At 63.3% G+C, this 15,650-nt stretch carries 14 protein-coding genes and 1 riboswitch; of the genes, 2 read left to right on the top strand and 12 right to left on the bottom strand.

The window, feature by feature from the left end; genetic code table 11:
- Together LKX83_RS07575 and LKX83_RS07570 are read right to left on the bottom strand one after the other, a co-directional pair.
- Entirely contained in the window at nucleotides 1-822 is an 822-nt protein-coding gene (locus LKX83_RS07575) for an SPL family radical SAM protein (protein WP_227881567.1), read from the bottom strand.
- Nucleotides 819-1,562, bottom strand: coding sequence for a uracil-DNA glycosylase (locus LKX83_RS07570; RefSeq protein ID WP_227881566.1), 744 nt, complete (start codon nucleotides 1,560-1,562; stop codon nucleotides 819-821). Before LKX83_RS07570 ends, LKX83_RS07575 begins: the two co-directional genes overlap by 4 nt.
- A gap of 109 nt (nucleotides 1,563-1,671) precedes the next feature.
- On the opposite strand from LKX83_RS07570, the gene dat reads away from it, so the two are divergent.
- Nucleotides 1,672-2,508: a D-amino-acid transaminase gene (gene dat, locus LKX83_RS07565; RefSeq protein WP_227881691.1), complete on the top strand. Its 837-nt coding sequence runs from the start codon at nucleotides 1,672-1,674 to the stop codon at nucleotides 2,506-2,508.
- 63 nt (nucleotides 2,509-2,571) lie between these two features.
- Here dat and LKX83_RS07560 read toward each other — a convergent pair whose 3' ends face one another.
- The 3 genes from LKX83_RS07560 to LKX83_RS07550 form a co-directional block, all read right to left on the bottom strand.
- Nucleotides 2,572-2,745 carry a hypothetical protein gene (locus LKX83_RS07560; protein WP_227881565.1) on the bottom strand — a complete coding sequence of 58 codons (174 nt, stop codon included), beginning with the start codon at nucleotides 2,743-2,745 and terminating at the stop codon, nucleotides 2,572-2,574.
- Between the two features lie 63 nt (nucleotides 2,746-2,808).
- A complete protein-coding gene (locus tag LKX83_RS07555; RefSeq protein ID WP_227881564.1) occupies nucleotides 2,809-3,780 on the bottom strand; it encodes a copper amine oxidase N-terminal domain-containing protein in 972 nt (323 codons plus the stop codon).
- A gap of 390 nt (nucleotides 3,781-4,170) precedes the next feature.
- Nucleotides 4,171-4,497, bottom strand: coding sequence for a GyrI-like domain-containing protein (locus tag LKX83_RS07550; RefSeq protein WP_227881563.1), 327 nt, complete (start codon nucleotides 4,495-4,497; stop codon nucleotides 4,171-4,173).
- 119 nt (nucleotides 4,498-4,616) lie between these two features.
- A riboswitch (Fluoride riboswitch) is annotated at nucleotides 4,617-4,677 on the top strand.
- 54 nt (nucleotides 4,678-4,731) lie between these two features.
- Between LKX83_RS07550 and LKX83_RS07545 the strand changes: the two genes are divergently transcribed.
- The gene (locus LKX83_RS07545) at nucleotides 4,732-6,048 is read left to right on the top strand and encodes a voltage-gated chloride channel family protein (protein WP_370639042.1); all 1,317 of its coding nucleotides are present in this window, start codon (nucleotides 4,732-4,734) and stop codon (nucleotides 6,046-6,048) included.
- 161 nt (nucleotides 6,049-6,209) lie between these two features.
- Here the strand turns inward: LKX83_RS07545 and LKX83_RS07540 are convergent, their stop codons facing one another.
- The 7 genes from LKX83_RS07540 to LKX83_RS07510 form a co-directional block, all read right to left on the bottom strand.
- Nucleotides 6,210-7,592 (bottom strand): GNAT family N-acetyltransferase, encoded by a 1,383-nt coding sequence (locus LKX83_RS07540; protein ID WP_227881562.1) that lies wholly within the window; start codon nucleotides 7,590-7,592, stop codon nucleotides 6,210-6,212.
- Nucleotides 7,589-8,812, bottom strand: coding sequence for a Gfo/Idh/MocA family protein (locus LKX83_RS07535; RefSeq protein ID WP_227881561.1), 1,224 nt, complete (start codon nucleotides 8,810-8,812; stop codon nucleotides 7,589-7,591). Before LKX83_RS07535 ends, LKX83_RS07540 begins: the two co-directional genes overlap by 4 nt.
- A 15-nt stretch (nucleotides 8,813-8,827) precedes the next feature.
- The gene (locus LKX83_RS07530; RefSeq protein WP_227881560.1) at nucleotides 8,828-9,658 is read right to left on the bottom strand and encodes a carbohydrate ABC transporter permease; all 831 of its coding nucleotides are present in this window, start codon (nucleotides 9,656-9,658) and stop codon (nucleotides 8,828-8,830) included.
- A gap of 15 nt (nucleotides 9,659-9,673) precedes the next feature.
- Nucleotides 9,674-10,546 carry a carbohydrate ABC transporter permease gene (locus LKX83_RS07525; protein WP_227881559.1) on the bottom strand — a complete coding sequence of 291 codons (873 nt, stop codon included), beginning with the start codon at nucleotides 10,544-10,546 and terminating at the stop codon, nucleotides 9,674-9,676.
- A gap of 72 nt (nucleotides 10,547-10,618) precedes the next feature.
- Entirely contained in the window at nucleotides 10,619-11,950 is a 1,332-nt protein-coding gene (locus LKX83_RS07520) for an ABC transporter substrate-binding protein (RefSeq protein WP_227881558.1), read from the bottom strand.
- A gap of 34 nt (nucleotides 11,951-11,984) precedes the next feature.
- Nucleotides 11,985-14,372 (bottom strand): hypothetical protein, encoded by a 2,388-nt coding sequence (locus LKX83_RS07515; protein WP_227881557.1) that lies wholly within the window; start codon nucleotides 14,370-14,372, stop codon nucleotides 11,985-11,987.
- A gap of 28 nt (nucleotides 14,373-14,400) precedes the next feature.
- On the bottom strand, nucleotides 14,401-15,477 hold the full coding sequence (locus LKX83_RS07510; RefSeq protein ID WP_227881556.1) for an S-layer homology domain-containing protein: 1,077 nt from the start codon (nucleotides 15,475-15,477) through the stop codon (nucleotides 14,401-14,403).
- Nucleotides 15,478-15,650: the final 173 nt, after the last annotated feature.

Genomic DNA, 15,650 nt, shown 5'->3' with positions numbered 1-15,650 from the left:
CTAAGAGCGGGATTGTGGGTCGGATGGCGGATTAAAGCCCTCGGCGCTCACCGTCACGGCATCCGGCGGCATCCGCTCGCGGAGCTCGGCGACGAACGCCTCGAGCCGCTCCGGCGCGTACCAGTCGGCGAGGCCCAGTTGGGCGTACGCTTCGCGCATGCCAAGCCGCTCGCTGCGTCGGCCGCCGCTGCCGTCGCCGCGGAAATAGTCGTCGACGACGACGCGCGGCGCGACGGCCGCGATCTGCGCGGCGAACGCCGGCGTATACGGCAGCAGCGGCGAAACGGCCGCCTGCGTCGGGACGCCGGCCTCGCGCAGCGCGCGGAGCGCCGCGAGCCGCGCGGCGTACGGCGGCGCCGAAGGCGTGAGCGCGCGGCGCATGTCGTCGCGGTCGCTCTCGACCGTGACGCTTACGCGCACGCGGTCGCCCAGCCGCCGCAGCACATCGACGTCGCGCGTCACGAGCGGACCGCGCGTCTGCAAAAGCACGAAGTCCGGCGGCTCGTCCGCCATCGCCGCCAGCAAAGCCCGCGTAAGCCGCTCCTTGGCTTCGAGCGGCTGATAAGGGTCCGTCACCGACGAGAAAAACACGGTGACGGGCCCTTTTCGCTTGGCGCGGGCCAGCTCGCGCGCCAGCGTCGCGGGATCGCCCGCTTTGGGCTGCGCCCACTCGCCCCAGGGCTCCCCGCGAAACAGCGCGACCGGCAGCCGCCGCACGTAGCAGTACGAACACCCGTACGCGCAGCCGACGTACGGGTTCAGTGTATGCGTATAACCGGCGAGGAAGCCCGTCGCCGGCGTCAGCCATCGCGCCTGGCTCACGCCCGGCCGTCCGGCTCCGCCGCCGCGGAAGCCTCCCGCCGCGCGTCCGCGATCGACTCGGCGCCCAGCTCCGGCACGCACCAGTCGATCTCGGCCTGGCCCAGCTCGCGCAGGTGCGCGTTCGCCCGCGAAAACGGCTTGCTGCCGAGGAAGCCGTTGTGCGCCGACAGCGGGCTCGGGTGCGCAGACGCGATCACGCGATGGCGGCTCTTGTCGATGAACGCGGCCTTCTTCTGCGCGTGGCTTCCCCACAGGATAAAGACGAGCGGCCGCTCCCGCTCGTTCAGCGCGGCAATGATCGCGTCCGTGAATCGCTCCCAGCCAAGTCCCTTGTGGGAGTTGGCTTGCCCGGCGCGCACCGTGAGCACCGCGTTCAGCAGCAAGACGCCCTGCTTCGCCCAATAGGCGAGGTTCCCGTGCGAAGGAACGGCGCAGCCCAGGTCGTTCCGCAACTCTTTGAAAATGTTGCGAAGCGACGGCGGCTGCGGCACGCCCGGCTGCACGGAGAAGCTGAGGCCGTGCGCCTGTCCGGGGCCATGATACGGATCCTGGCCGAGGATGACGACCTTCGCTTCAGCGTGCGACGTCCAATGCAGCGCCTGAAAAATATGATTCATGTCCGGGTAGACGACTTGCTCCCGGTACTCCTCCTTGAGCCGCTGGCGCAGCTCCCGGTAATAGGGCTGCTCCATCTCCGGCTGGAGCAGCTCGTTCCAATCGTTGGCGAACACGGCTGGCATATGCGGCCCTCCTGATTTATGATGAAAGATGTACGAGCTTCCATTATAACAAATTCCGACGCGGACTTACGCGGCGAACCATGCCAAAGGAGGGTCTTCCTTGTCGTCGATCTACTGGTACGACCAACAATTCATTCCCGCCGAGGCGGTACGCATCTCTCCCCAGGACAGAGGCTACTACTTCGGGGACGGCGTCTACGAAGTCTATCGCGTCTATAACGGCCGCCTGTTCGAGCCTGGCCTGCACTTCGCGCGGCTCGCGCGCAGCGCTGCCGGCATCAAGCTCGCGCTCCCGTTCGGCGAAGCGGAGCTGCAGCGGGCGCTGGAGGAGCTGGTCCTGCGCAACGAGGTAAGCGAAGGCACCGTCTACCTGCAAATTACCCGCGGCGCCGCGCCTCGCAACCACCTCTTCCCGGCCGACGCCCGCCCCGTCGTCATGGCCTACTGCAACGAGATGCCGCGCCCGGCGGCCGCGATGGAAGCCGGCATCCGGACGATCACGCTCGAAGACACGCGCTGGCTGCACTGCGACTACAAAACGCTGAACCTGCTCGCGAACGTGCTCGCAAAGCAGACGGCGGCGGAGCGCGGGGCGGGCGACGCCATTTTGCACCGCGGCGGCACCGTGACGGAGAGCAGCGCCTCGAACGTCATGATCGTCAAGGATGGGCGGATTCTCACCCATCCGGCCGACAACCTCATCCTGCACGGCGTCACGCGCGCCGTCGCGCTGCGGCTCGCTCGGGCGGAAGGCATTCCGGCCGAGGAGCGCGCCTTCACGGTGGACGAGCTGCTGGCGGCCGACGAAGCGTTCGTCACCGGCACGACCGTCGAGGTGACGCCGATCATCTCCGTCGACGATCGCCCCATCGGATCCGGCGTGCCGGGTCCGATCACCCGCCGGCTGCAGATGGCGTTCGCCCGGGCGATCGGCCTCGATCGCTGAGCTTCGCCGCCCCCGGCAGCAGAAGCGCCGATCCGCACGGGAAGACGCTTTCTTGCGTTTTCGCTATTCGTCCGCTTCGATGCTGAAGATGACGTAACGGTTCAGCTGCTTTTCGTCTCTTTCCTTCCGTTCCACAATCCGATACTCGTCCGTCTCAGGTTCCAGAATAACGAAATAGGAGCGATTGTTTTCCCGGTACAAAATTTTCGCTTTGTCGATGGCATATTGCTTGGTCATGCTGTTTCGCTCCCCATGGCTCCGGATCGTCTTGCCCGACTCCACTTTTTCTACGCGGACCGGTTATTTTCCTGCAGCCGCGGCGCGCTCGGCGAGCGCCTGTTTCATTCGTTCCAGCGAGACGACTTGCCCGCGAATGTCCTGGATGAGGACGCTTAGCCCTTGGTTCGCGTAAATGCCGGCCGCGAAGTTTGGACTGCCCGGATCCAGCCAGATCCAATATTCCTCATCGATCGCTCCGCCGGCGCCAACACGATATGCATAGACGCCGGCATTTTTCGCTCCGGTCGCATACGTATAGGTTCTGCCCGACTTCAGGTTCGTTTCCTTGTCGCCCTGGTAAAGAAGGAACCCGGCTTTGTTCCCCCAGCCCGAAGGGATAGAGACGGTCAGCTTGCCGCCAACCAGCTTTACGTTCGCGAACAGCGCTTTCGCCAGCTGCAGCGTATCGGTCGGCTCCGGCTGCCACGCATCCCACTCCCGTCGAAATGCGGCCTTGCGGTCCGCGGGCACGCTGCCGCCCTGCTTCGCCACGTTCAATTGCCGCGTCTCTGCGTCCCATTTCACGTCCGCGCCGAACAGCTCGCCGATCGCCGCTGCCGGCACCATGACGTAGAAACCGGGACCCGTTCCGTCCTGCACCGTTTCCGTGCTTTCTTTCAGATCGTACCGCTGCCCGTTCAACCAAAAGTACGACCGATACAGCGGAAAGGAAAACACCTGATCGTTCGTCGTCGTCACGACGGCGAGCCGCTTTGCTCCATTCCAGGAAACTTTCATGCCGAGCGCTTCCGAAACGAGCCGTACGGATACGTATACAGTGCCATCCGGCCGGAGTTTGGCGGCATACGGCGAATCGACCCGCTGGCCGTTCACGTAGACGTTCGGCTCCTGATCGTTAGCCGGCGCGGATGGCGTCTCCACGGGGGGCGCCGATTCTCCGGCCGTCCCCTCAGCCGCGGCGGACGCGATCCACCCCAAACTGCTTGTCCCAATCCAAAAGAGCGCCAGCAGCAGCGCAAGTTGCTTTCGCAAGCCAGATTCCTCCCTTTTCGGTGTCTTGGTTATATAGACGCGCCTTGGTCGGGAGAAGTTGTTCGATTCCCCTCAACGACTGACTGGAGGAACCGGCGGCACCGGCGAAACCGGCGGCACGGGCGGGATGGGGGGGATCGGCGGTATCGGCGGGATTGGAAACGGCGGGAACGACGGGCTCCTTTTCCACATGGCGCACCCTCCTCTCCGGGCAAAAGAGTCGTTCCTCCAGTGTACGCCGGCATGGCTCCGAATGGAGAAGGCGCTCGTCCGGCCGGGCGGGAATTGGACGCGTACGCAAAGCTCAATCGTTCACCGGAAAGTAAATTTCGGTAACGCCCGTTGGCTGCAAATCTTCCTTAAAGATCTCGAATCGGATCTTGTCCACATTCAGGTTATATTCGGCTTGCGCCGAAGGGTTGCAGAAATCATTCCAGAAGTCGCCGATATACTTCTCTTCAAACCGAAACACTTGATACGTCCGGCCGGGATGGTGACCGATTCCATCCCTTCGGGAATGGCTCCGAAGCGGGCTACGGCAGCGGCGACGTACAGCCCGTCCGGACTAATGACCAGGTACGCGTGCTCATCAATGCGATGTTCGATTTCGTTTTTTCGGGATTTCAATTGTCGGAACAGCTTGTGCTCATCCTGGATGCCTTCCCCCCGAAAGCCGATCGTTTGGATGGCGGCCAGTTGAATTTGCTTGACCTGCATGACATCCTGTATACGGACCTCGCTCATAAGCGACTCCTCCCAATTCCTTCCTTGCAGGAACATCAGCCACCTATTTGACAAGCCCCCGGTCAGCGTATATACTTCATCGTAGCTAACCAAACCGAATCGGCGATGGAGTTCGCCTTAAACCGCCTTAGCGCTAATGACTCCTACCAGTTTATTTGAGCTGGTAGGAGTTTTTTGTTTATCGTTCCGGGAAGGAGAGACGGGTGTTTGAAGACGCGGTATGCACGTTTGAAAGAGACTTGGGGAGGATACGCGTCCCGGTGGACGCATATCGGCCTCGTCGGCTCGCTCCTCTATTGGGGGATCATCGGCGGGCTCGTCGGGGTCGCGGCGGGCTCGGCGTCCGCCTTGTTCCTTTACGGGCTGGACCGGGTTACGGACGCCCGGTTGGCGCACGGCTGGCTCCTGTGGCTGCTGCCGGTCGGCGGCGCCGCGGTAAGTTATCTATATCTGAAGGTCGGCAAAGACGCCGCCAAAGGCAACAACCTCATCCTCGCGCAAATTCACGGCGAGCCGGGTTCGGTCCCTCTCCGGATGGCGCCGCTTGCCCTGATCGGCACCTGGTTGACCCATCTGTTCGGCGGCTCCGCCGGACGGGAAGGGACGGCGATCCAGATGGCGGGCAGCCTGGCCGACGGGATCGGACGGACGCTGCGCCTGAACGCGTTCGACCGGAAACTCCTGCTCATGTGCGGCATCAGCAGCGGCTTCGGTTCCGTATTCGGCACGCCGCTCGCCGGCACCGTCTTCGGCCTGGAGGTGCTCGCCATCGGCCTCATGCGGTACGAAGCGCTGCTCCCCTGCTTCGTCGCGAGCTTCGTCGGCGACCGGGTCACGGCCGCTTGGGGAATCCGGCACTTGTCGTACGACATGGGACCCGTGCCCGCCATGAGCGCCCCGCTCCTCGGCAAGGTGCTGCTCGCCGCGATCCTGTTCGGCTTGGCGGGATTGCTGTTCAGCGAGCTGACCCGTTATTTGAAGGCGCTGTTCGCGAAGCGGATTCCCCACCTGGTGCTCCGGAGCTTTGGCGGCGGCTTACTCGTCATCGGAATGGTCTACCTGTTCGGCACGCGCGACTATCTCGGACTCGGCATCCCCTTGATCCAGCATGCGTTCGAGGAGAGCGTCTCTCCTTTCGCCTTTTTGCTGAAAACCCTGTTCACCTCGGTGACGCTCGGGGCAGGCTTTCAGGGGGGCGAAGTGACGCCGCTCTTCGCGATCGGCGCCACGCTCGGCAGCGCCTTGGCGCCCTACCTTCACTTGGCGGCGCCGTTCCTGGCGGCGATCGGCTTCGTCTCCGTCTTTTGCGGCGCGACCAACACGCCGATTGCCTGCTTCCTCCTCGGCATCGAGCTTTTCGGCGCCGAAGGCGCGGTGTACCTGTTCCTCGGGTGCGTCGTCAGCTACCTCTTCTCCGGCCATACCGGCATCTACGCCGCGCAGCGGATCGGCATCTCCAAGAGCGGCGCCGTCCTCGTCCCGAATGAAAGCACGCTGGCGTCGCTGCGTTCGCGGCGAAAGTAGGCGGACAGACGGAACCCGGCCATTCGCGCTGCGAATGCCGGGTTCCGTCTTTTTTTCGCGCGTTCTTTCTCTCCAAGTGTCTCCACCTCGTCCTCCGCCGCCCCATAAAAAAGACGCCCGAAGGCGTCCAAAGCGGCACTCCCGATCGCGAGGCTTGCCGCTTATTCCCACAGCCGTTCCACGATGACGGCCGATTTGTCGTCGGACGTTTTGTGGCGCGGGTATTGCTCACAAGACGCGTCGCGTTGTTCCCTTTCGCGCAGCTCCTCCATGTACGCGGCGATGCCGATCGCGTCCAGCCGGTCCGCAAGCTTCTCCCACTTGCGCGGGTCGTCGTCGTACTCGATCAAATGGAACATGCCGTCCGTCACCGCGTAAATGCGAGTTATTCGCTCTTTGGAAAGGCTGCCGTATTCCATCGCGTCCGCCAGGGCGGGATCGCCGTTCATGACGCCGTAGCCGTCCGGCGCGTTTGCCTTGTCGCGGTTGTGTTTGAATACCGGCTTCATCCGGCCCGCGATCTCTTCCGCGGACAGCTTGCCCGACTGGGAGAGCTGCCGCTTGGCTCCCAGCGACTGGCGGTCGAAGTCCGCGACTTGGTTGCGGGTAAGCACCCGCACGTCGCCGTCCGCGTACCGGGCCAGCAGCATGCAGTCGCCGGCCTGTACGTATTCGACGCGGGTCAGGCCCCATTTGACCGCGGCGAACACCGCGCCCCATCGCTTCCATTTCGCCGCGACGTCGACGCCCGCCTCCTCCATGCGGGCCAGCAGCGACGCGTTGGCCCGCAGCACCGCCGCCCGAAGATCGAGCTCGGGATCGGCGGCGCTCAGCTCGTCCGCTAGCAGACGAGCGGCGATGCAGCCGCCCGAGCGGCCCTCATCGTCCGTATAGGGCACGACGGCCGACACCCCGTCGATGACCGCAAATACGTTCGCGTCCGGATTGACGACCACGGCATCCTCGTTCGGCACCGCCGGACTTCCCGCCTGCGACTCGCCAGAGACTCGCACGCCGTAGGGCAGCCGAAGCCGGCGATAGACGCGTTCCCACCGGTCCCGGATCGCCGCCTCGGAGGCGTCCGGACGAAAGCCCAGCTTCACATACGTGCGAATGGCCGGCAACCGGAAGTCGTCGGTCTCGAGCGCGACCTGCCGTTTGCCGTCATCGGCCATCGCGCGCAGGGCGGCCAAGCTGACGCCGAAGCCGAGCCCCCGGCCTGTATGATCGGGATCGACGGCTACCATGTGCAGATAGCCGCAGTCGTCCTCCCATTGCGGCTCCTGCCACGCGCAAGCGGTAGCCACCGGCTGTTCGCCCGCGCAGACGAATAGCACGTTTTTCGGGTGATAGGCATAGTGGGACTGGATCTCCTGGCGAAAGCCGCGGCTCCAGCCGAACGCCCGCTCCACGAGCCGCTCCCAGTGAACTTCGTCCCCCGGCCGGAAGCTGCGCAACGAGTAGCCGGCCGGCCATTCGTATTCCGGCAGCTGCGCCAGCGTTCTTCGCATGACCAATTGGGGCAGCAGTCTTTCTTCGGTCATTCTTCGTCCCTCCTGTCCTTCCTGCGAAAATCGGGCACGGCGACCGGTGCGCCGCCCTGTTCGCGCGAGACGACCGACAGCGGAAAAATACAGCTCCACTCGGCCGCGTCGTACACGTCGATGGCAGGCGCGCGCCGATCCCGGATCGCGGCAGCGAATTCTTCGACCACGAGCCGGTTGGACCCGCCGTGCCCGCCCTCCCCCGCTTCTTCCTCCAACCGTCGCCACAAGGGCGAGTCATACCGCTCCCGGTACTTTTCGAGCGGCTCCCACCGCCCTTCCGGTTCGCCGCCCCAGGGAGGCGGCTCCATCGGCGATCGTCCGTGAATCCAGACGAGATCCGATTCGCCGTCGTGCCTGCGCGAGACGTAAGCGCCCTCCGTTCCTTGCAGCGCGTACTGATGCATATTGTGCGGCCTCGCGGACGTCCAGTCGACCCGCAGCGTGACGAGCACGCCGCGCTCCGTGACGAGCTGGGCCACGGCCGAATCGCCCTGGCGCCAATACCCGTCCCGCGCGGCCGGGTGCCCCGCGCCGAACTTGTCCCGGTAGTAGCGCTGAAGCGAACGCGACGGCGAGGTAAAGGCGGAAATCGTCGCCAGCCGGTCCCCGCCGGGCTTCCCCAGCCCCAGCCACTTGGCGATCGGGCCGATCGAATGGGTCGGATAATTCAGCCCGTCGTAATCGCGATGCAGCTCGCCCCGCCACGTAAGCGAGCCGTCGGGCGCGTGGACGGCATGGCGCAGATCGTGAATGTAGCCTCCTTCGAGGTAGGTCAATTCCCCGAACAGTCCTTGCTCCGCCATTCGCCGAACGACGAGGCTCTCGCGTTCGTAACAGTAATTTTCCGCGAGCATGTAGACCAGCCCGGTCTGCTCCACGGTCTCGACCAGCTCCCACGTTTCTTCCAGCGTATGGGCGGCGATGACCTCGCTCAGCACGTGCTTGCCGGCGCGGAGCGCGCGGATCGCTTGGCTGGCGTGCAGCAGCATCGGACTCGCCAGCAGGACGGCGTCGATCGACGGGTCCTCGAGCAGACGGTCGTAATCGGTATAGCCGGCCAGGCCGGGGTATGCCGCCTGCCATTCGGCGACGACCGCTTCCCGCAGGTCGCAGATCGCCGCGAGGCGAATCCGCTCGTCGGCTCCGGACAGAAGCCGTCTGAACCGGCCGCCCCGATTGCCGCCCACGATGCCCAGCCGAAGGGGCGATTGCGTCATTTTCGGCACCTCCACTTATTTGACGGACCCGATGACAAGTCCTTTTTTCATATATTTTTGCAGCGCGACGTAAATCGCGATCGGCGGAATCGACGTCATGAACAGCCCCGCCAGCAGGAGCGGATAGTCGGTATCGAACCGTTTGAGAATGGTCGCCACGGCGACGGTCATCGTCTTCAGCTCGTCCGATTGCAGGAAGATCAACGGCGTGAACAGGTCGTTCCACCAGCCCGTCGCGTTGAAGATGGCGAGCGTGAGCATGCCGGGCGCGGACAGAGGGACGACGAGCCGGAGAAGCGTCCGGACGTAGCCGATGCCGTCGACCTTGCCCGCTTCCAGCAATTCGTTCGGGATGCCCCGCATGATCGCGGCGAGCAAAAAGATGTTCGAAGGAACGCTGGTGATCGCCCACAGAACAATCACGGAGACCAGACGATCGACGAGTCCGAGCCGCGAAAAAAGCAGGAAGTTCGGCACGACGAATGTGATGCCGGGGATGGTCATCGTTGCGATAACCGTCATATACAAACTTTGGCGCAGCGGAAACCGGATCTTCGCGAAAGCGAAGGCCGCCGGCACGGACAGCGCCATCGCGAGCGCAAAGGCCGCGGCGGATCCGATCAGCGTGTTGCCGAAAAGGCGCAGGACGTCGAAGCGGTAATACAGCGCCTTGAAATTGTCGAAGTTCCAGGGCGACGGCAGACCGCCCGGCCGTTGGAAAAAGTCGACCGCGGTTCGCGAGCTGTTGACCGCCATGTAGACGATCGGATAAACATCGACGACCGCGATGGCGACGAGGGCGAAGGTGATGATCAAGCGAACGGATAATGTTTTTCGGTTGGTCATGGCGAATTCGACTCCCTAGGGTTCGAAGCGATTGGACAGCCGGATTTGCGCCCAGGAAACGAGCAGTACGATGGCAAACAGCAGCACCGACAGCGCGCTGGCGTAGCCGAGCTGGCCGGGCGACTGGAACGCTTTGATATAGATCATGTAATCGATCGGCGTCGTCTCTCTCCCCGGCCCGCCTTGGGTCACCGCGTAGACGAGCGAGAAAAGGCCGATGAAGCAGTAGATGGCGTTGGTGACGGTAAAGTAGACGATTGTGGGGACGAGCGAAGGCATGGTGATGCGCAGCAGCCGCTGCCACCAGCCCGCTCCGTCGATGCTGGCCGCCTCGTACATGTCGGGCGGGACCGACGACAGGCCGGACAGGAAGATGAGCGCGCCCTGCCCGAGCGTCTGCCAGTAGAAGCAGAAGAGGAGCACCAGAAACGCCGTCGGCGCCCGGGAGAGCCACTCCGTCTGGCCGTCGGTCAGGCCGATCGCGTGCAGGAACCGGTTGACGACGCCCGACTGGGCGAACATCATCTTCATCAGCAGGCCGACGACGACCGGGGAGAGAATGGTCGGAATATAATAGAGCGAACGGAACACCCGCCAGCCGCGGACTTCCTCGAACAACAGCACCGAGACGACGAGGGACAGCAGGAGGATGCCGGGAATCGACAGCAGGAAAATGACGTTGTTGCGCAGCATCGTCCACAGCTCTCCGTTGGAGAAAATGAACGCGTAATTGCGGAGGCCGATCCATTCGGCTTCGGCGCCGTTCCATTTCGTGAAGCTGTGATAGATCGTGTTCGCCATCGGATAAAACACGATCGCGCCCAAGGCGAGAAACGCCGGCAGCAGCGAGAGATAGCCGGTCATGGCTTCTTTCGTTCGGTAATGCATGGGACAAGCCTCTCTTTGCGGAAAGGTTCGGATCTTCCCCGCGATCGCCTCGCGGGGAAGATCCGTTTTCGCTTACTTCTGGGCGAGAATTTCGTCCCGCTTCTGGTCCAGCTTGGCGAAGAAGTCTCCGGCGTCGAGCTGGCTCTTGATGACGAGCGAATTGAGCGAGCCGATGTAGTCGGACAGCTCGGACGGATAGATGTTGTCCGGCCAAAAGATCGTGGAAGGCTCGCTCGCCCACTTCTGCTGCTCGATGACGAGCGGATTGTCGGTGAACTGGGCGGCGTCGACGTCCTTCAAGTTCAGCAGCTTGCCGTAGCCGTCCTTGAACCGCGCGATCTGCTCCTCCTTGCTCATCAGAAAGAGGATGAACTTGACCGCCTCCTCCGGGTGCGCGGACGATTTGGAGACGACAAAGTCCGCGCCGGTGCCGCCGATGCCGCCGTCCTTGACCAGGGCGGCCTCGCTGAAATTCGGAATTTTCATCATGCCGAGGTCGTCTCCGAGCGCAGCGCTAGCGTCGGCCAGCAGGTTGTAGCCGCCGAAGATAAGGGCCACTTTGCCGTTGTAGAACTGCGTCTCGTGCTGGTCCGTTTTCACATAGCCGTCCTTGTAAATTTTCAGATACCGCTGCATGACGTCGGCCAGCTTGTCGTTGCGGAAGTTCATCTTGCCGTTCACGATATCGTTGATGCCGGACGTGCCGACCATCTGCGCGAACCAGTAGTCCAGGAAGTAGACGAAGTCGCCGTCCTCGCCGGTGCCGACGGGCGTTACGCCGCTTTCCTTCAGCTTCTTCAGCATGGCGGTGAAGTCGCCGTAGGTGCGGGGCGGTTGCTGGACGGGATCGATGCCGGCCGCGGCGAACAGCTTCTTGTTGTACAGGATGCCGATCGTGCCGTCGCTGCCGTCGGGGATGCCGTAGATCGTGCCTTCGTCCGCGAAGTTCTCGGTCACCGCGTTCCACCCCGTCATCGCCTCGATGTCCGACGGCTTCAAATACGCGTTGAGCGGTTGGATGAACGATTTCAAATCCATCGTATAGTTGCCCGACCACAGGTTCGTGACGTCCGGGCCGTTGCCCGCGATGCCCGCCGTCTGGAATTTCGTCATCGCGTTCGCGCCGTCGGGCACGTCCTGGATCTCGATCGTGACGCCTGGATGGGCTGCTTCGTATCGGGAGATCGCTTTGTAAATGTAGAAATCTTCTTTTTTCTTCGTCTTGTCGTTCTCGTCAATCGTCGGGTAAGATGTGTTCCAAAACACGAGCTTGACCTTTGTTCCCGCCGCGTCTCCGCCGGCCGCGGAAGAAGCGGACGGCGAGCCGCCTCCGCTGCCGCAAGCCGCCAGCAAGGCGAGGCTCCCGATCAGCAGGAGCTTGGTTCCCTTTTGCATGGCATTCATCTCTCTTGTCTCTCCTATCCGGTTTCGAGTCTGATTATCGTTCTTTCAACATGCCGTAGTAGCGTCCCATCCAGTAAGGCAGCAGGTACCATGTGCCGCTCTCCATCGAGCCCGCGGCATAGCTGACGGCGTTGTACTTCGTTTGGGTATAGTCGACGTAATCGCCGTCCTTTACCGTCGCGTTGGCGAAGCCCGACAAAGCCGTGAACGGGCTGGAATTGAACTTGTGAATGTCCACCTCGTCCGGCGGCAGCGGGCGGCTGGTCGACACGACGCCTTTGCGATCTCCGTTGATTTTGGCGTAGTCGCGGTAATTGAAGTACCGCACGAGCAGCGCGTCGTCCCGCATGCTGTTATTGACAGGGAAAAGGACCCGGTACTGCGGAGATCGGGACAAGGCCCACGCGGCCGCGTTCAGGTCGGCGTCCGTCCGCTCGGGATATGTCTTTTGGTACAGATAGATGTAGAACGGGTTGTTCTCGTCCTTCATGTTGGCCCACCACTGGTCGAACACGCCGCGCAGCTTGGCGACCCGCTCGGAGTTCGGGTTTTCGTTCATCTCGATGTCGATCAGCGGGAGGAACGCCACCGCGAATAGGTTTTCGTCGGAAAAGTTGATGGCAAGCCGCCAATTGCCCGTCGCGTGAATGGCGCTGTTGATGTCCGGGTAATCGTCGAAGTCGCTCGACAGGACATCCTTCTTGCGCTGAATGTACTGCTCCATGATCTCGATGTAACCGATGCCGTCGGTCGCGGCGGTATAGCTGTCGTCGTTGTTGTCGTAGCGGCCGCCATCCGCTCGCGGCGTCCATAGCTTGTCGTACGCGTCCCGGAACAAGGCGTTGTCCTCGGCGTACAGCTCCGGCTCCAGCGAGGTCAAATAGATGGCCGTCTTGACAAAGCTAACGATTTCGTCCGCGTTGACGTCGCTCTCGTAACCGCCCTCGTATTCGCCGGGAGGGATGCCCTCCGTATTAAGGGTGTCGTCGATTTGCGGCGCGAAATAGCCGGCGTTCCATCTCGCCCACGTCGTCGGACGGCGGGTCGCGTCCATCATCGTAAAGCCGTTCGTGACGATGCCCTTGACGATCCGGTCGGCGAAGCGAATGGCGAGCGACCGCAAATGGGCGTCTTCCGGCCCTGTCCCGTCGAACAAATCGTTGGCTGCAAAGTACAGGAGCGCCATCTGGCCGTTCACTTCGTCGGAGGAGGTATCCGCCTTATAAATGATTTTGTAGTCGTTGCCGTTGCCCCCGTACAGCTCGGCCAGCATAGGGTCGACATCTTCGACGATCGGCGACTTCAGCTGCCAGACGACCTGCCCGTTCATGTCCTTGAGTACGGGGAAGATTCCCTTGTCTCCGTAATCTTCGGCGTAAGGATGCCCCGTCGCCGCTTCGTACGCGCGCTCGGCTTCGGCCACCAGCTCGGGGTCGGTGATCTGCAGTTCTTCCTTCTTCCGCGCGTCGGACGTGTCCACCGCCACGCCATACGCGGAGGACGTCACGGAACCGTTGCCGTCGACCGTTTCCGCTATCTGCTTGCGGAACCAAAGGCCGTTCGGCTGCGGGTCTCCTTCCATGATGTAGGAGCGGGCTACGAAGCCGTCGCCGCGTCCCGATATTTGGGCGAGCAGCATGACGGCTTTCGCGGCGCGGGTCGCATCTGCCTTGGCTGCGGACGTCTCTGCGGCGTCGCCCTCCCGCTTGGCCGTCAAGTAGCGGAAGATTTCGCCGATCGCGTATTCGCTCGTCCACAGGCCGTCGTTGTCGTTCGTCGACAGCCTGCCGGCATACGTCTCTCCGCTGCGGGTATACGGAACGTCCTCGCCGATCATGCCGTTGCGGTCGTTGACCGCCTTGGTCAGCCGCTCGAACGTATCGGCCTTCTCCTTCAGCGAACGCAGCGTCATCCGGATATGGACGATGCCGCCGCCGTTGCGGACCCAGACGCCGTGTTCGCCGTCGGCGAACAAGCCGGTCACGCGGTCGTCCCCGTTGTACAAATAGCGGGGCCCGGCGAAGAACTGAGAGACGTTCCGCGGATCGTCTTCCTTGACGTTGAGGCGCTGCAGCCCCTTGACCGTGCCGATCCACAACGTGTCGCCCTCTCGCGCGAAAGCCGTTACCTGCTCCGTGCCGATCGTCTTCACGATCTCAAGCTGCGTCGGAACGTCCCGCGAAGCCTCCAGTCCGGCCAGGATCTTCGATCGACGTTCGTCCGTCAGGTCGGGCGTCCGGGCAAACTCCTCGTTGCTGTAGTAGTCCATCGCTTTCTGGTACGTCTTTCCAATCGCGGCCGCCGTATAGGCGGCGTTCGGCAGAGGGTTGCCGCCCGCCAGCGCGGGTAGCGGCGCGCTCGCGGCCAGGAGCAGGGCGAGCGGCGCGAGCCGCAGACGTTTCGCGTGCTTGTTCAGGTTCATGTGGTCCGTCCTCCTTGGGCCTCGGGCATTAGGAATAGCGAATGCGGGAAACGTTCCGATCGGTCAGCACCCAGACGTGGCGGTTGTCCGTCAGCAGCGCCCGGATCGTCCCTTGAAAATCGGTGCCGTCCCCGAAGGTTTTGACCGCGTCCGGATCGGCGGCGTACGGATCGAACCGCTTCAGCGTCGTCCCGGAGGCCGCCCACATCCAGCCGGCGCCGTCGACGACGTTCGCGTCGCCCTTCTTTCCGACGATGGCCAGCGCGGACGTTTGGAACGGATAGGTGTAGTCGACCGTCTTTCGGCCGGCCAACACGAGCGCATAATCGCGGAGCGCCTGCGGCACCGCCGGGTCGTCCGTCGCAAAAAACGCGACCGGGCTCGTCCCTTCCCCCGGCGTCGTGCCTCCATCGCCCGGTGTCGTGCCGCCTCCGCCGGGCGTCGTGCCGCCCTCCGAAGGGGGCTGCCTGTTCACGGCCTTGTCCAGCAGGACGATCGCCTCGGCCCGGGTGATGTTCGCCCGCGGCTTGAAGGAGCCGTCGCGGTAGCCGATAAGCAGATGCTCTCCGGCGAGGGCGTGCACGGCCGGGCGGCTCCAGGCGGGGATCGCCGTCTCGTCCGCGAACGTCGCCGCGCCGGCCGCTTCCGGCTGCGCATCGAGATGGAGCATGCGCGCCAGCATGACCGCCGCTTCCTGCCGGCTGACGGGGCTCGCAAGGCGGATCGTGCCGTCCTCGAAGCCGACGAGGTAGCCCGCTTTGACGGCCTTGCGAATGTCGTCATATGCCCAGCTCGTTGCCGGCAGATCTTTAAACTTCACCTCTCCCGCTTCGGCGTAGCCGAACGCCCGGTTGGCGAGCGCCGCCCATTCCGAGCGGGTCAGCGGCCGATTCGGCTCGATTCGGCCGTTCGCGCCGCCTTTCAGCAGCCCGGACTGCGACCAGCGCTGCAGCGTGCTTTCGGCCCAATGGCCTTGAATGTCCGACGACGGCTGCCCTGCGGCCGCGAACGAAGCGCCCGCCGAACCCGTTCCGATCAGGACGGTTGCGAGCGCGGCCGCGGCGGCCCGCTTGACCGACGGCGCGCATCCTTTGCCGACTTTCATGTTCCATTCCTCCCGCTAGCGATCGTTGATAGGCCTGACTACCTTCATGATAGGAAGAATTGGACGCGCGGGGGACTACAGCGCATGACCGATCGTTTATCATCGCGCGGCCGATCCGCGAGGTTGTCATCGCGATGTACGGCCGCTGTAAAGGGGGTGTAAACGGGGAAGAA

Source organism: Cohnella baijiui (genome assembly GCF_020731285.1).
Taxonomy (GTDB): domain Bacteria; phylum Bacillota; class Bacilli; order Paenibacillales; family Paenibacillaceae; genus Cohnella.
Note: the sequence above shows the minus strand (reverse complement) of the source record. Positions and strands in the feature narration are given on the sequence as shown.

What these genes read in the sequence shown, in the direction of transcription:
- LKX83_RS07535 (WP_227881561.1), bottom strand. Translation starts at nt 8,812, where the DNA reads ATGACGCAATCGCCCCTTCGGCTGGGCATCGTGGGCGGCAATCGGGGC.
- LKX83_RS07570 (WP_227881566.1), bottom strand. Translation starts at nt 1,562, where the DNA reads ATGCCAGCCGTGTTCGCCAACGATTGGAACGAGCTGCTCCAGCCGGAG.
- LKX83_RS07540 (WP_227881562.1), bottom strand. Translation starts at nt 7,592, where the DNA reads ATGACCGAAGAAAGACTGCTGCCCCAATTGGTCATGCGAAGAACGCTG.
- LKX83_RS07560 (WP_227881565.1), bottom strand. Translation starts at nt 2,745, where the DNA reads ATGACCAAGCAATATGCCATCGACAAAGCGAAAATTTTGTACCGGGAA.
- LKX83_RS07515 (WP_227881557.1), bottom strand. Translation starts at nt 14,372, where the DNA reads ATGAACCTGAACAAGCACGCGAAACGTCTGCGGCTCGCGCCGCTCGCC.
- LKX83_RS07550 (WP_227881563.1), bottom strand. Translation starts at nt 4,497, where the DNA reads ATGCAGGTCAAGCAAATTCAACTGGCCGCCATCCAAACGATCGGCTTT.
- LKX83_RS07525 (WP_227881559.1), bottom strand. Translation starts at nt 10,546, where the DNA reads ATGCATTACCGAACGAAAGAAGCCATGACCGGCTATCTCTCGCTGCTG.
- LKX83_RS07510 (WP_227881556.1), bottom strand. Translation starts at nt 15,477, where the DNA reads ATGAAAGTCGGCAAAGGATGCGCGCCGTCGGTCAAGCGGGCCGCCGCG.
- LKX83_RS07530 (WP_227881560.1), bottom strand. Translation starts at nt 9,658, where the DNA reads ATGACCAACCGAAAAACATTATCCGTTCGCTTGATCATCACCTTCGCC.
- LKX83_RS07520 (WP_227881558.1), bottom strand. Translation starts at nt 11,950, where the DNA reads ATGAATGCCATGCAAAAGGGAACCAAGCTCCTGCTGATCGGGAGCCTC.